The sequence below is a fragment of the Paenibacillus sp. FSL K6-1217 genome, from assembly GCF_045040735.1.
Classification (GTDB): domain Bacteria; phylum Bacillota; class Bacilli; order Paenibacillales; family Paenibacillaceae; genus Paenibacillus_AQ.
This window is the reverse complement of the sequence record NZ_CP150271.1, coordinates 5,573,683-5,586,035: the sequence shown is the minus strand read 5'-3', so window position 1 is coordinate 5,586,035 and position 12,353 is coordinate 5,573,683. Positions and strand designations below refer to the sequence as shown.

Below are 12,353 nucleotides of genomic sequence, written 5' to 3'. Positions count from 1 at the left end.
GCCTATGCCGATGAAGCTGCTAATTCTGGGACTTCTGCTGGAGCGGGATATGCATCCCTATGAGATCACCCTTGTCATGAAGGAACGCTCCATGGACCAAGTCATCAAGCTGCAGACCGGTTCCCTGTATTATGCCGTTGACAAGCTGGCCGCAGGCGGCCATATCGCGGCGGTGGAGATCATTCACAGCCCGGACCGGCCGGATAAGACCATCTACCGCATTACGGACAAAGGCAAAGAATTCATGGAGCAGCTCATTCTCCAGCAGATCAAGAAAAGTGACCCGCCCTATCATCCGCTGTACATGGCCCTGGCCCTCGCGCGTCATATCGACCAGGACAAGGTGGCGAAGCTGCTGGAGGAGCGCATCCGGGAGGCGGAGCATCAGGTGAACTTCGCCTATCAAGTATACGAGGAGCATATCTCCATAGTGCCCCGCTCGGTGCTGCATATGATGTACGGCAGATATGAGCATACCCAGACCGAGCTGAAATGGCTGAAGCGCCTGTATGAGGATGTCGCCGCCCTCAGACTGGATGATATCGGCAGACCAATTATTGCAGACTAATAAAATACCTATGAACCAGGGGGATTGTCTATTTTGCCGTTACCGGCAGCAGGCAGTCCCCTTGCCGTCAGGCGTAGCTGTTATGCCCTGTGCGAATTATCCGTTATGTCCTGTTCGAAATCACCTGTTGTCTCCTGTCCGTATCCCCTTTCACAGCCGCTGTAACTGTTTAACGAGGACAATATGTGTTTATTAGGGAGCAAACCGCAGGTGAGCGGCTGGGGCATTTGGCTAGATCAAGATACGGTTAACAAGAATTGTAGTGCGTGCCCGCCCAGCCTGACGGGACTCTGGAAAGGGAAGTGAAGCCGTTATGAGCGATGACAAAAAGCCGATCAGAGACGAACGTGACCACCCGGAGCAATACCCTACGGACAAGCCAAGCCTGTTCGATGTGGATGAGAGTCAGCAGCATGTGGACCCGATACCGGTAGAGGACCTGACACTGGAGCAGGAGGAAGAGAAGGATAAGGAAGCCACGAAGCACCGCTCCTCCAGCGACAAGCGATACCACACCGGGTTCTAAAGGTGTAAGCTACTTCCGGTAACTACACCTGAGCATTACCGGAGCATTCACAAGCTGAAATTGCTATGGAGGGATCACATTGCTGAGAGCGTTACCCCTTAACCGGCGCGGCATACCCGCCAGCCGTATCGCCCTGGGCTGCATGGGGCTGGGCGGCGGCTGGGACCGTGAGCCAATCACCGCCGCGAATATGAAGCAGGGACATGAGGCGCTGGATGCGGCGTTGTCGGTGGGCATTAATTTTTTTGACCATGCGGATATCTATACCCGGGGCAAGGCGGAGAAGGTATTCGGACTGATCTTCAAGGAGCGCCCGGGGCTGCGCGAGGATATTATCCTTCAGTCGAAATGCGGCATCAAGCTGATGGAGCCGGGCGACCTCTCCAACAGCTTCGACCTCTCCAGGGAGCATATCCTGTCCAGTGTCGATGGAATTCTCTCTCGGCTGGGCACAGAATATATTGATATTCTGCTGCTGCACCGCCCCGACCCGCTAATGGACCCGGAGGAGGTCGCCGAAGCGCTGCATCAGCTCAAGGCCTCCGGCAAGGTGCGCCACTTCGGAGTCTCCAACATGAGCGCCGCCCAGATCCAGCTGTTGCAGACTTATTGCGACGAGCCGTTCATTGTCAATCAGCTGCACATGAGCCTGGCCAAAATCAGCTGGGTGGACGCCGTACTCAGCGTGAACCGCGACCCGTGGAAGGATATTACGTTCCCGGAGGGCACTATGGAATATTGCCGTGCCGGGAACATCCAGCTCCAGGCCTGGGGCCCGCTGGCCCAGGGACTCTTCAGCGGACGGCCGCTTGAAGGCCAGCCGGATAAGGTTGTAAAGACAGCGGCCATGGTACGGACGCTTGCTGACGAGAAGGGCACGACCCCCGAGGCCATCGTACTGGCTTGGCTGATGACGCATCCCGCAGCTATTCAGCCCGTCATCGGCACCGTGAATCCGCTGCGGATCTCCGCCTGTGCAGGCGCAGACCAGCTGGAGCTGTCCCGCAAGGAGTGGTATGAGCTGTACGTCACCTCTCGCGGGGAGAAGCTGCCTTAAGAATGCAGTTTGCTGGAGAACCGCATTAATGAGCAGGTGCATTGGAATTGAATAGGTGCGCCGGAATTGAACAGGTACATCGAAATTGAACAGGTACGCCGGAATTGAACAGGTACATCGAAATTGAACAGGTACGCCGGAGAAGGTACTTTCCATTTATGGATAGTACCTTCTTTGCATCGGTATACACTAACCCGATCGCTCCGCCAACTGGTGCCTATCCCTCACCGTCGGATCGTGTTGCAGCCACCACCTCGTATTATCTGCTTTCGCCAGATTCAGGTGCACTAGTGCTCCTCATTTCCGCCTACTGTCCACTTTCGCCAGATTCAGGTGCACTAGTGCTCCTCATTTCCGCCTACTGCCCACTTTCCCCGGATTCAGGTGCACTAGTGCTCCTCATTTCCGCCTACTGCCCACTTTCGGCAGATTCAGGTGCACTAGTGCTCCTCATTTCCGCCTACTGTCCACTTTCGCCAGATTCAGGTGCACTAGTGCTCCTCATTTCCGCCTACTGCCCACTTTTGCCGGATTCAGGTGCACTAGTGCTCCTCATTTCCGCCTACTGCCCACTTTTGCCGGATTCAGGTGCACTAGTGCTCCTCATCTCCGCCTCCTGCCCACTTTCGGCAGATTCAGGTGCACTAGTGCTCCTCATTTCCGCCTACTGTCCACTTTTGCCGGATTCAGGTGCACTAGTGCTCCTCATTTCCGCCTACTGCCCGCTTTCGGCAGATTCAGGTGCACTAGTGCTCTTCATTACTCTCCCCACTCTCCCCACTCTCCCCACTCTCCCCACTCTCCCCACTCTCCCTCCTCACCCCACCTCCCCATCCTACACCTCCAACCGTTCTTTATTAAGAACATTTATGAAAAACAGCGAGATCAGCAGATAAAGCCAGATATCGCGAATGATTTGTACTTTATTGCGAACATTCCGCTGAAATTAACATTTTTCTTTTCCAAGCCGCGCAGTGTATGATTTGCTTACGATATCGTTCTTTATTAAGAACGAATATAACGAATAATCATCAGCATGTTGAGAGGGGGCTTAGCTATGTACCCCAGATCTGCCAAGCGGCGCACACGGAAGACCCGGAAGCTCGGCCTGCGGATTCTGCAATCGGGTATGGCTGTATCTGTTCTTCTGATGTATACCTCGGGTCAGATCGGCAGCACCTACGGAGAGTTCAAGACTTCCCAGGAACAGATCAGCTCCATCGGGCTATGCCCGGTTTTCCCGGGTCAGATTGAGCAGCTGCTGTCGGAATTCAGCGGGCATCTGAATACCCTCATAGAGCTGAAGGCTTCCCTTGGCAGCTATAACATTAGTGGAGTGTATAACACTTCAGTCCCTGCCGGAGAGTTGTCGCTTGCAGAGCTGGATCAGGCTGCGGGCGAACTCTCGTCTGAGCTCACTCAAGCTGGCAGCGAGATCACCCTACTAGAGACGCAACTGAGCTTCAATAGGACGGTCTGGCAACAAATTTTGCAGGAAATTGGCAACGCAGCGGCCATTCTGCACAAGCTCGGAGGATATATGGTGAACCTCGACCCTAACTGTCTGGAAATCCGTGACGCACAGTTCTTCAACAACCTTCAGGAGAGTCTTCAACAAAGCGGGATTCTGTCGGAACCGCTGGCGGAGACGTTGAGCGGAATTGTGCAGTACCTCGGCTCGATTCATGATATCGGAGGATCATTGCCCACCGGCAATCCGGACCGTATCTTTCTCCGGCAGGATGATTACAGCTTCCCTGCTGAAGAGCCTGTTCTCTCTGTGGTAACCAGCACCTATTATGCAGATTCTCAGGTATCCCCCGCGCTGCTGGGTACGTATGAGCTGTTGAATACCGAATTAACAGTCTCCAAGGATACGCTGTCCTCCACAATCCATACCTTGCAGGAACGGCTGGCAGAAGTCGATAAGGCCAAGACGGCCCTTGAAGACAAGGCGAAGGCACAGCAAGAGGAAGAGCAACGCCTAGCGCTTGAAAAGGCCGATAAAGCCCAGGCCGAGGAAGCCGAACAGCTCGCCCTAGAGAAGCAGAAGGCTGCTGACGAAGCGCTGAAGCTGGAGCTGGAGAACGAACAAGCCAAGAATCAACCGCCCGCAACCAGTCCTCCTGACAAAAGCCAGCCGGTAGAGGAGCCTGCTCCCGAAGCGCCTGTAACGGACAATCCAGTCCCCACAGCTTCAGCAGCAGCAGAGGTTATTGCTCCAGCGGCCACGCCTGCGCCTGAGATTCTTTTACCGATGGCAACTCCAGATCATGAACCAGGCAGCGTAATTCCAGGTACTGTCGTGGACGGCGGGCAGCCCTCTCCTACAGCTACTCCGGCTCCACCATCCGATACCAGCAAAGGCGGCGAATAAGATGCGCATCCGAAAAATAGCCAATACGATCATCTCCACACTGATCCTGATCATCTTCCTGGTGCTGATCACAGCCGTTGTGATCTCCAAGGCCTCCGGCGGCGAGCCCTCCTTCTTCGGCTACCAGATCAAGACGGTATTATCCGGCTCCATGGAGCCCGGCATCCAGACCGGTTCCATCGTGGCCATTAAGCCCGGCGGGGACATGACCCGGTTCCAGAAGGGCGATGTGATCACTTTTCTGAATCCCGATAATATTCTGATTACCCACCGCGTGGTCGATGCCGAGCTGAACAGTGCTCTGGGGGAAGCCAGCTACACCACCAAGGGCGACAGTAATGATTCAGCCGACACCGCAGCCGTCAGTTCCACGAATGTGGTAGGCGAGTACACCGGCGTGACTGTCCCCTATGTAGGCTATGCCATGAGCTTCGCAGTCTCCAAAGCCGGAAGCATAGTGCTGATGATTATTCCCGGACTGCTTCTGCTCCTCTACGCGCTGTATTCTTCCTGGAAGGCCGTAGCGGCACTGGAAAAGAAGAATGTCGCGTCATCCGCAGCCAGCGGCGGAGGGCCGGATACTTTCACTGACCTCGTACAATGACCGATTGTTCTCTCCCGTTTACGAAACGCGGAGCCACAATACAGCTTGCCGGAAGCACCGGCTATGCACAAAGCAGACTCATAAGAGAGGGATGAATCAATGAACGTCAAAAAAACATTAGGTCTCGGCGTTGTATCGGCAGCATTAGGCTTAACCCTGGTCGGCGGAGGCACCTTCGCTTACTTCAGCAGTACTTCCACTTCTTCTGCTTCTTTTAACAATGGAACTTTATCACTGCAAACCGATCCTTCTGTCATTGTTAATCTCAGCAACCTCAAGCCGGGCGATACCGTCTTACGGGACTTCAAACTCAAAAATGACGGGACGCTCAATATTCCCAAAGTGGTACTGCGCACCTCATCGGCCATTACAGACGCCCAGGGAGACAACGGCTCCCATAATTTCAAGGATGATATTATCGTGACCTTCCTCCTGAACAAGGATAAGAAGGAATCGCCGCTCCTGGTCATCTCACTGGCCGATCTGGAGCAGGAGAGTCCCGATCTGGTAGCCCGGGGAATTATCGGAGCGATCTTAGGCGGAGAGAAGTCCGGCATTAAAGCCGGCACCTCGGATAACCTGACCATTCAGTTCGCCTTCAAGGAGACCCTCCAGCCGCAGAACTATTATCAGGGCGACACGCTTGCACTGACACTGAATTTCGAAGCTAACCAGGAAAAAGGCACTCTCAAATAATCCATAACAAACAAACCATCCAAGGAGGAATTAAATCATGGGAATCAAAAAAACATTGGGTCTTGGCGTAGCATCGGCAGCACTGGGATTGTCTTTAATCGGCGGGGGCACCTTCGCTTATTTCAGCTCCACAGCCACCAGCACGGCAACCTTCGCCGCCGGTACGCTGAAGCTCGGCTCTTCCTTCAATACACCGGTAGCGCTGACGAACCTGAAGCCGGGAGACTACACCGTCCGCACCTTCACCTTGTCCAATGACGGCACACTGGATATCAAATTCCTCAAGCTCGCCAGCACTTATACTGTAACCGATGCCAAGGGGGATAACGCGGGCCAGGATCTCGGAGACCACTTCAAGGTCAAGCTCCTCGATAATTCGTATACCGGCGGTTCCCTAAGCGGCCATGTGCTGTCCGAGATCTCCCTGAAGGATCTGAAAAACACCCCCAGCTATGATCTCGTAGCGGCGGGCGTACTGCCGGGCGGGATTGCCGCTGCCGGGTCCAAGACCTTCAAGATCGCTTTCGAGTTCGTAGACAACACGCTCGATCAGAACATTTTCCAGGGTGACGGCTTATCGCTGAACTGGACCTTCGATGCGCTTCAGGGACTGGGAGAAGCCAAGTAGGCAGGCAGGTCAGGGACTGAATCTGTAGGCGGAAAAGGCTTTGTCGTCCTTTGTATAGGACGGTACCGTTTCAGCGAGAACTACAAGAATAACGGCATATCCTCCCCCAGCCGGGAGCGGTATGCCGTTTATTTTTTCCCTGCTGCCCGGTTCAATGATTTTGTCCGTCTTGCGGTTTTTTGTTATACTGACTAGTGGAAACGACTTTGCCGTCCTTTTTTAGCGGCGGTACCGTTTCAGCGAGAAAGATAAGGACAATGGATTGCGCGAAGCATCATAGATGCTTATCTTTTAACAAAAAAAGTACGGAGGGCGTTGTAATCGTGTCAGATACTATGGGAAGCCGCATCCACAAACTCCGTCTGGAGAAGGGCTATTCGTTATCCGAGCTTGCGGATAAGGCTGATGTGGCGAAATCATACCTCAGTAATGTGGAACGGAATATTCAATCCAACCCCTCCATTCAATTCATCGAAAAAATCGCTGACGCGCTTCAGGTATCCATTCATGCCTTGCTGTACGGCGGACTGGCCGAGACGGAAGAACAGGCCCTGGACGGGGAATGGTTCCGGCTGGTTCAGGAGGCCATGGCCTCCGGTATCAGCAAACGTGAATTCAAGGAATTCCTGGATTACCAGAAATGGCGCATGGAACAAAAGGACAACTAAACGTGGCATTATAAGCTACAGGGGTACATGCCAGGGAGACCGCCTTCGGAGCTGAAATCCCTCCCTGACATACAGAAAAGGCACAGCTACCGTCCGCTGTGCCTTTTCTGTATGTATCCGAACAATGATGACCGCCCTTACATCGCCTGGAGCGCCTTTTCACTGAGAAACCGGCGGATATCATCCGCCGCGATCCCTGCCTGTTTGGCAGACATCAGCAAATGCACCCATTCTAAATCCAGATCAACTGCCTGCAACTCGTCATTCTCCTGGTTGGACATATCCAAGAAATCTCCTCCTAGAATTTTCGCGTCCCCAGGCAGTCCGGCCATCATAGTAGTATTTCTACTGTGTAGTATCCCTACTTTAGATCCGAGACTTTGTGCCCCTGTCTTTCGGCAGGTTTACCCTTTACTGGACCCTTTCCATCATGAAAGGATCTGGCAAGAATTAATGAAACCGTTCTCCGCAATAACATTATACAAGATCATGCGCGATTAGTGTGTCGTTTTCTGGAATTTTTTTATGATAAAATGTGAGGAAACGTAGCCGAAATTGGCAGCGGCTTGTATAAATATTCCCAGTTCCAAGTTCAAACCCCGGGTAATAGTTTAATTATACTAAGGGGAACCGTAACCGCCCCGCCATACCGCTACACGGCGACATTGTATAGAGACAATTACCCATTTGCATATATTATGGACAGTTAGAGTATTAAAGCTTATTTATGATAGTTCCGTATGAATACGGTAATGAATCATGCCGAATTGCGAACGGATTGCGCGAAAGTATGAATTGATTACCCTGCCGGAAAGTAGCACAATAAGATGAGAATGAAACCGCAAACATTTGCAGCTCCGCCAAGTGGCACACTGGATGCCTCGCGTGGAGTTTATCCGTTAGGAGGACCTATTCATGGCAGTCAAAGAGCCCTATAACGACACAGTATGGAACAAATACTACGGCCCGAACCTGGGCTACATCCAAGAGATGTATGAGCAATTTGTTAAGGACCCCTCTTCAGTTGAACAACATTACCGCGATCTCTTCACCGTATCCGGCCCCCCTCCTCTGGCTCCAGATGCCGAGAGGGCACCAAGGCCTGCCGTATCCGCAGATGCGCAGTGGCTCAAGAAGGCTGTCAAGGCCTCGAAGCTGATCGCCAATATTCGTATATACGGCCATATGGCCGCAGACATTGACCCGCTGGAGCGCAGCAGTAACCCGATGGCGAAATGGCTGGAGCTGGAGACCTACGAGCTTACACGCGAGGATCTGAATGCCCTGCCCGCTTCGCTGATCTGGGACAATGCCCCGGCGGATGTGCATACCGCTATGGATGCCGTCCATAGAATGCGCAAGGCCTACACGCAGACCATCGCCTATGAATTCGGCCATGTGCACGATGAACAGGAGCTGCGCTGGCTCAACAGCCAAGCGGAATCCATGACCTCCCCTGCCCCGCTGAATAATACAGAGCGCAAGGAGCTGCTGAAGCGGCTGATTCAGGTTGAGCATTTCGAGACCTTCCTGCACAAGACCTTCGTCGGCCAGAAGCGGTTCAGCTTGGAGGGCAATGACGCCCTCGTGCCGATGCTGGATGAGATTGTGCGGGCTGCCGCGCATGATGGCGCAGAGCATATTCTGATGGGCATGGCCCACCGCGGAAGACTTAATGTGCTGGCTCATATTCTGGGTAAGCCTTATGATATTATTTTCTCGGAATTCCATCACTCGCCGAACAAAGAGCTGTTCCCTTCGGAAGGCTCCATGGGCGTTACTTACGGCTGGAGCGGGGATGTGAAGTATCATCTCGGGGCTGACCGTGCCGTCCGCGAAGGCGAGACTGTGCGTACCCGGATCACGCTTGCCAACAACCCGAGCCATCTTGAATTCGTCAATCCTGTGGTCGAGGGCTTCACTCGAGCCGCACAGGAAGAGCGCAGCGCCCCGGGCCTGCCTCAGCTGAATACAAGCAAGGCCATGGCTGTGCTGATGCACGGCGACGCCGCCTTCCCGGGCGAAGGCATTGTCGCCGAGACGCTGAATATCGGCAAATTGCAGGGTTATCAGAATGGCGGCACCGTGCATATTATCGTCAATAACCGGATCGGCTTCACCACGGAGAGCGAGGATTCCCGCTCCACCCATTATGCCAGCGATCTGGCCAAAGGGTATGAGATTCCGGTCGTGCATGTCAATGCCGATGACCCGGAAGCCTGCATTGCCGCAGTCCGTCTGGCCAGCGCTTACCGCCATCAGTTCAAGAAGGACTTCCTGATTGACCTGATCGGCTACCGCCGCCACGGGCATAATGAAATGGATGATCCCGATACTACCCAGCCGATTGTGTACAGCAAGGTGCGCAATCACCCTACCGTCTACCGCTCCTATGCGGAACGCCTTCAGCGTGAGAAGGTAATCACTGCCGATGATGTGAAGAACATGATCGCCGAGGCCGAGAGCGTCCTCCAGCAGGCCTTCGACCAGATGAAGGAAGGCAAGCAGAAGAATGCGGAGTCCAAAACCTCCGTCGCGCTGGATAACGACAGCTCTAAGCCGCGTCCGACCGCCTTCCCGCTGGCCGGGCTGCAGGAGATTAACCGCGAGCTGCTGCGCGTACCTTCCGGCTTCAAGGTCTATCCGAAGCTGGAACGCATTCTCCAGCGCCGCAAGGATGCGCTGAATGACGGGGAACGGGTGGACTGGGCGCTGGCAGAGACCCTTGCCTTCGCCACCATCCTGAAGGACGGCACGCCGATCCGCCTCAGCGGCCAAGATTCGCAGCGCGGCACCTTCGCCCACCGTCACCTGGTCCTGCATGACAGCGAGAACGGCGGACTCTACTCTCCGCTGCATCAGCTGAGTGATTCCCGCGCTTCGTTCGGCGTCTACAACAGCCCGCTGTCCGAGGCTTCCGTACTCGGCTTCGAATATGGATATAATGTGTTCGCACCGGAGACCTTCGTCATCTGGGAAGCTCAATACGGCGACTTCGCCAATGCCGCCCAGGTTATTATCGACCAGTTCATCTCCGCCGGCCGCGCCAAGTGGACGCAGCGCAGCAATCTGACGATCTTGCTGCCCCATGGCTATGAAGGCCAGGGGCCGGAGCACTCCAGCGCCAGAATGGAACGGTTCCTGCAGCTCTCCGCCGAGGAGAACTGGACCGTAGCCAATCTGACCTGCGCTGCGCAGTATTTCCATCTGCTCCGCCGCCAGGCTGCGCTCTGCGGACAACCGGATGCCCGGCCGCTGGTCGTCATGGCACCGAAGAGCCTGATCCGTAACCCGCGCAGCACCTCGGCCGGAGCGGACCTCTCTTCAGGCACCTTCCAGCCGGTTCTTCCCGAGCCGCTGCTTGGCAGCAAGCCTGAAGAGGTGAAGCGTCTCGTGGTATGCAGCGGGAAGGTGGCCATCGACCTCCAGACGGAGCTTGAGGCCGCGCGCGGACAGGACTTCTCCTGGCTGCACATTTTGCGCATGGAGCAGCTCTATCCGTTCCCGGAACGCGAGCTTGGCGCTCACCTCAGCAGCTTCAGCTCGCTGGAGGAAATCGTCTGGGTGCAGGAAGAACCGAAGAATATGGGCGGGTGGACTTATGCCGAATCCCGGCTGCGCGCCATCGCCCCGCAGAAGGTTACCGTCCAGTATATCGGCCGTCCGGACCGTTCCAGTCCGGCCAGCGGCTATGCCGATGTCCACAGCTTTGAGCAGCGGCGCATCGTCAGAGAAGCCCTGAAATTGAATGCTGCAGTGCAAGCACCTGTACCGTCTTCCTGAGCACAGCAAGGCGGTCATACAATATCATGCACACCACTATATTTGGGGAGGTAACGGCCTGTGTCCGAGATAAAAGTACCTGATTTGGGCGAATCAATTTCCGAAGGAACGATCTACAAATGGCTGGTGAAAGAGGGCGACACTGTCGGCCAGGGGGATGTGCTTGCCGAGCTTGAGACCGACAAGGTCAATCTGGAGATCAGTGCGGAGGAGGACGGTGTCATCTCCTCCATCCTGCGCCAGGCGGGCGAGAACGTTGCCGTTGGCGAAGCCATCGGCATCATCGGCAGCGCCGCCGGTGCAGGTGCTGCCAGCGGCGGTAAGCCGGCAGCAGGCAGCGCTCCGCAGAGCAGCAGCGCGCCGGCTGCTGCCGCAATTGCCGCAGCGGCTGAGCCGGCGGCGGCTGGTGTAGCAGCGGCTGAGCCAGCCGCTGCCGGCACTGCGGCCCTGGCTTCGCCGGGGGCGCGCAAGCTGGCCAGGGAGCGGGGCATCGACCTCGGCGAGGTCAGTGCCCGCGACCCTATCGGCCGGATCGGTCAGGCCGATGTCGATGGTCATGGCGCAGCCGGGCCGCAGGCTGCTGCGCCGTCAGCTCCGGCGGCGGCCGCCCGGCCGGAGCCGGCGAAGCCCGCGCCGCCCGCAGCGGGCAAGGCACCGCACGCCGAGGACGGCAAAGCCACCGAGCGCAAGCGCATGTCACGGCGGCGGCTGACGATTGCCAGCCGCCTGGTCGAAGCGCAGCAGACGGCTGCGATGCTGACCACCTTCAACGAGGTGGACATGACCGCCATTCTCGACATCCGCAAGCGCCGCAAGGATGGCTTCAAGGAGAAGCACGAGGTCGGACTCGGCTTCATGTCCTTCTTCACCAAGGCCGTCATCGGCGCGCTCAAGGCGTACCCTATGCTGAATGCCGAGATCGACGGGGAAGATCTCCTGCTGAAGAAATACTATGACATCGGGATTGCCGTAGCTGCCAAGGAAGGCCTGGTCGTGCCGGTCGTCCGCGATGCTGACCGGCTTAGCTTCCCTGAGATCGAGCGGCGGATCGGCGAGCTCGCCTCCAAGGCGCGCGCCAACACGCTCAGCCTGCCGGAGCTTCAGGGCGGAACCTTCACGATCACGAACGGCGGTGTGTTCGGTTCCCTGCTGTCCACGCCAATCCTCAATACCCCGCAGGTCGGCATTCTCGGCATGCACAAGATCCAGCTGCGCCCGATTGCGCTGGATGAGGAGCGCACAGTCAACCGTCCGATGATGTACATCGCCTTGTCCTACGATCACCGGATCGTGGACGGATCAGAAGCGGTCAGCTTCCTGGTCAAAGTCAAGGAATTGCTGGAGGACCCGGAAGCTCTGCTGCTGGAAGGGTAACCTTCTCGCCGCAGCCTTCTCACCCCTCCACCTATATACAAACAGGCATCCGTAGAGCGAACCCGCTCTGCC

The 12,353-nt window shown here is 55.8% G+C and carries 11 protein-coding genes and 1 riboswitch; of the genes, 10 read left to right on the top strand and 1 reads right to left on the bottom strand.

Going from position 1 to position 12,353, the window contains the following annotated elements; all coding sequences use genetic code 11:
* Nucleotides 1-10 precede the first annotated feature (10 nt).
* From MHH28_RS24695 to MHH28_RS24660, 8 genes are all read left to right on the top strand, one after another.
* Nucleotides 11-568 (top strand): PadR family transcriptional regulator, encoded by a 558-nt coding sequence (locus MHH28_RS24695; RefSeq protein ID WP_405106419.1) that lies wholly within the window; start codon nucleotides 11-13, stop codon nucleotides 566-568.
* Nucleotides 569-881: 313 nt separating this feature from the next.
* Nucleotides 882-1,094 (top strand): hypothetical protein, encoded by a 213-nt coding sequence (locus MHH28_RS24690; RefSeq protein WP_405106417.1) that lies wholly within the window; start codon nucleotides 882-884, stop codon nucleotides 1,092-1,094.
* A gap of 79 nt (nucleotides 1,095-1,173) precedes the next feature.
* Entirely contained in the window at nucleotides 1,174-2,151 is a 978-nt protein-coding gene (locus MHH28_RS24685) for an aldo/keto reductase family oxidoreductase (RefSeq protein ID WP_405106415.1), read from the top strand.
* A gap of 1,057 nt (nucleotides 2,152-3,208) precedes the next feature.
* Entirely contained in the window at nucleotides 3,209-4,528 is a 1,320-nt protein-coding gene (locus MHH28_RS24680) for a hypothetical protein (protein ID WP_405106413.1), read from the top strand.
* A gap of 1 nt (nucleotide 4,529) precedes the next feature.
* Nucleotides 4,530-5,132 (top strand): signal peptidase I SipW, encoded by a 603-nt coding sequence (gene sipW, locus MHH28_RS24675; protein ID WP_405106411.1) that lies wholly within the window; start codon nucleotides 4,530-4,532, stop codon nucleotides 5,130-5,132.
* A gap of 99 nt (nucleotides 5,133-5,231) precedes the next feature.
* Entirely contained in the window at nucleotides 5,232-5,828 is a 597-nt protein-coding gene (locus tag MHH28_RS24670; RefSeq protein ID WP_405106409.1) for a TasA family protein, read from the top strand.
* A 37-nt stretch (nucleotides 5,829-5,865) separates the two neighbouring features.
* Nucleotides 5,866-6,456 carry a TasA family protein gene (locus tag MHH28_RS24665; RefSeq protein ID WP_405106407.1) on the top strand — a complete coding sequence of 197 codons (591 nt, stop codon included), beginning with the start codon at nucleotides 5,866-5,868 and terminating at the stop codon, nucleotides 6,454-6,456.
* A 335-nt stretch (nucleotides 6,457-6,791) separates the two neighbouring features.
* A complete protein-coding gene (locus MHH28_RS24660; protein ID WP_036732876.1) occupies nucleotides 6,792-7,124 on the top strand; it encodes a helix-turn-helix domain-containing protein in 333 nt (110 codons plus the stop codon).
* Nucleotides 7,125-7,261: 137 nt separating this feature from the next.
* Here the strand turns inward: MHH28_RS24660 and MHH28_RS24655 are convergent, their stop codons facing one another.
* Nucleotides 7,262-7,405 carry an anti-repressor SinI family protein gene (locus MHH28_RS24655; protein WP_405117237.1) on the bottom strand — a complete coding sequence of 48 codons (144 nt, stop codon included), beginning with the start codon at nucleotides 7,403-7,405 and terminating at the stop codon, nucleotides 7,262-7,264.
* 34 nt (nucleotides 7,406-7,439) lie between these two features.
* A riboswitch (cyclic di-GMP riboswitch) is annotated at nucleotides 7,440-7,543 on the bottom strand.
* Between the two features lie 496 nt (nucleotides 7,544-8,039).
* Between MHH28_RS24655 and MHH28_RS24650 the strand changes: the two genes are divergently transcribed.
* Both MHH28_RS24650 and odhB read left to right on the top strand, forming a co-directional pair.
* Nucleotides 8,040-10,907 (top strand): 2-oxoglutarate dehydrogenase E1 component, encoded by a 2,868-nt coding sequence (locus MHH28_RS24650; protein WP_405106405.1) that lies wholly within the window; start codon nucleotides 8,040-8,042, stop codon nucleotides 10,905-10,907.
* 60 nt (nucleotides 10,908-10,967) lie between these two features.
* On the top strand, nucleotides 10,968-12,281 hold the full coding sequence (odhB, locus tag MHH28_RS24645) for a 2-oxoglutarate dehydrogenase complex dihydrolipoyllysine-residue succinyltransferase (RefSeq protein ID WP_405106404.1): 1,314 nt from the start codon (nucleotides 10,968-10,970) through the stop codon (nucleotides 12,279-12,281).
* Nucleotides 12,282-12,353: the final 72 nt, after the last annotated feature.

Coding starts and splice junctions, on each gene's coding strand:
- MHH28_RS24695 (WP_405106419.1), top strand. CDS start 11: ATGAAGCTGCTAATTCTGGGACTTCTGCTGGAGCGGGATATGCATCCC.
- MHH28_RS24690 (WP_405106417.1), top strand. CDS start 882: ATGAGCGATGACAAAAAGCCGATCAGAGACGAACGTGACCACCCGGAG.
- MHH28_RS24680 (WP_405106413.1), top strand. CDS start 3,209: ATGTACCCCAGATCTGCCAAGCGGCGCACACGGAAGACCCGGAAGCTC.
- sipW (WP_405106411.1), top strand. CDS start 4,530: ATGCGCATCCGAAAAATAGCCAATACGATCATCTCCACACTGATCCTG.
- MHH28_RS24670 (WP_405106409.1), top strand. CDS start 5,232: ATGAACGTCAAAAAAACATTAGGTCTCGGCGTTGTATCGGCAGCATTA.
- MHH28_RS24665 (WP_405106407.1), top strand. CDS start 5,866: ATGGGAATCAAAAAAACATTGGGTCTTGGCGTAGCATCGGCAGCACTG.
- MHH28_RS24660 (WP_036732876.1), top strand. CDS start 6,792: ATGGGAAGCCGCATCCACAAACTCCGTCTGGAGAAGGGCTATTCGTTA.
- MHH28_RS24655 (WP_405117237.1), bottom strand. CDS start 7,405: ATGTCCAACCAGGAGAATGACGAGTTGCAGGCAGTTGATCTGGATTTA.
- MHH28_RS24650 (WP_405106405.1), top strand. CDS start 8,040: ATGGCAGTCAAAGAGCCCTATAACGACACAGTATGGAACAAATACTAC.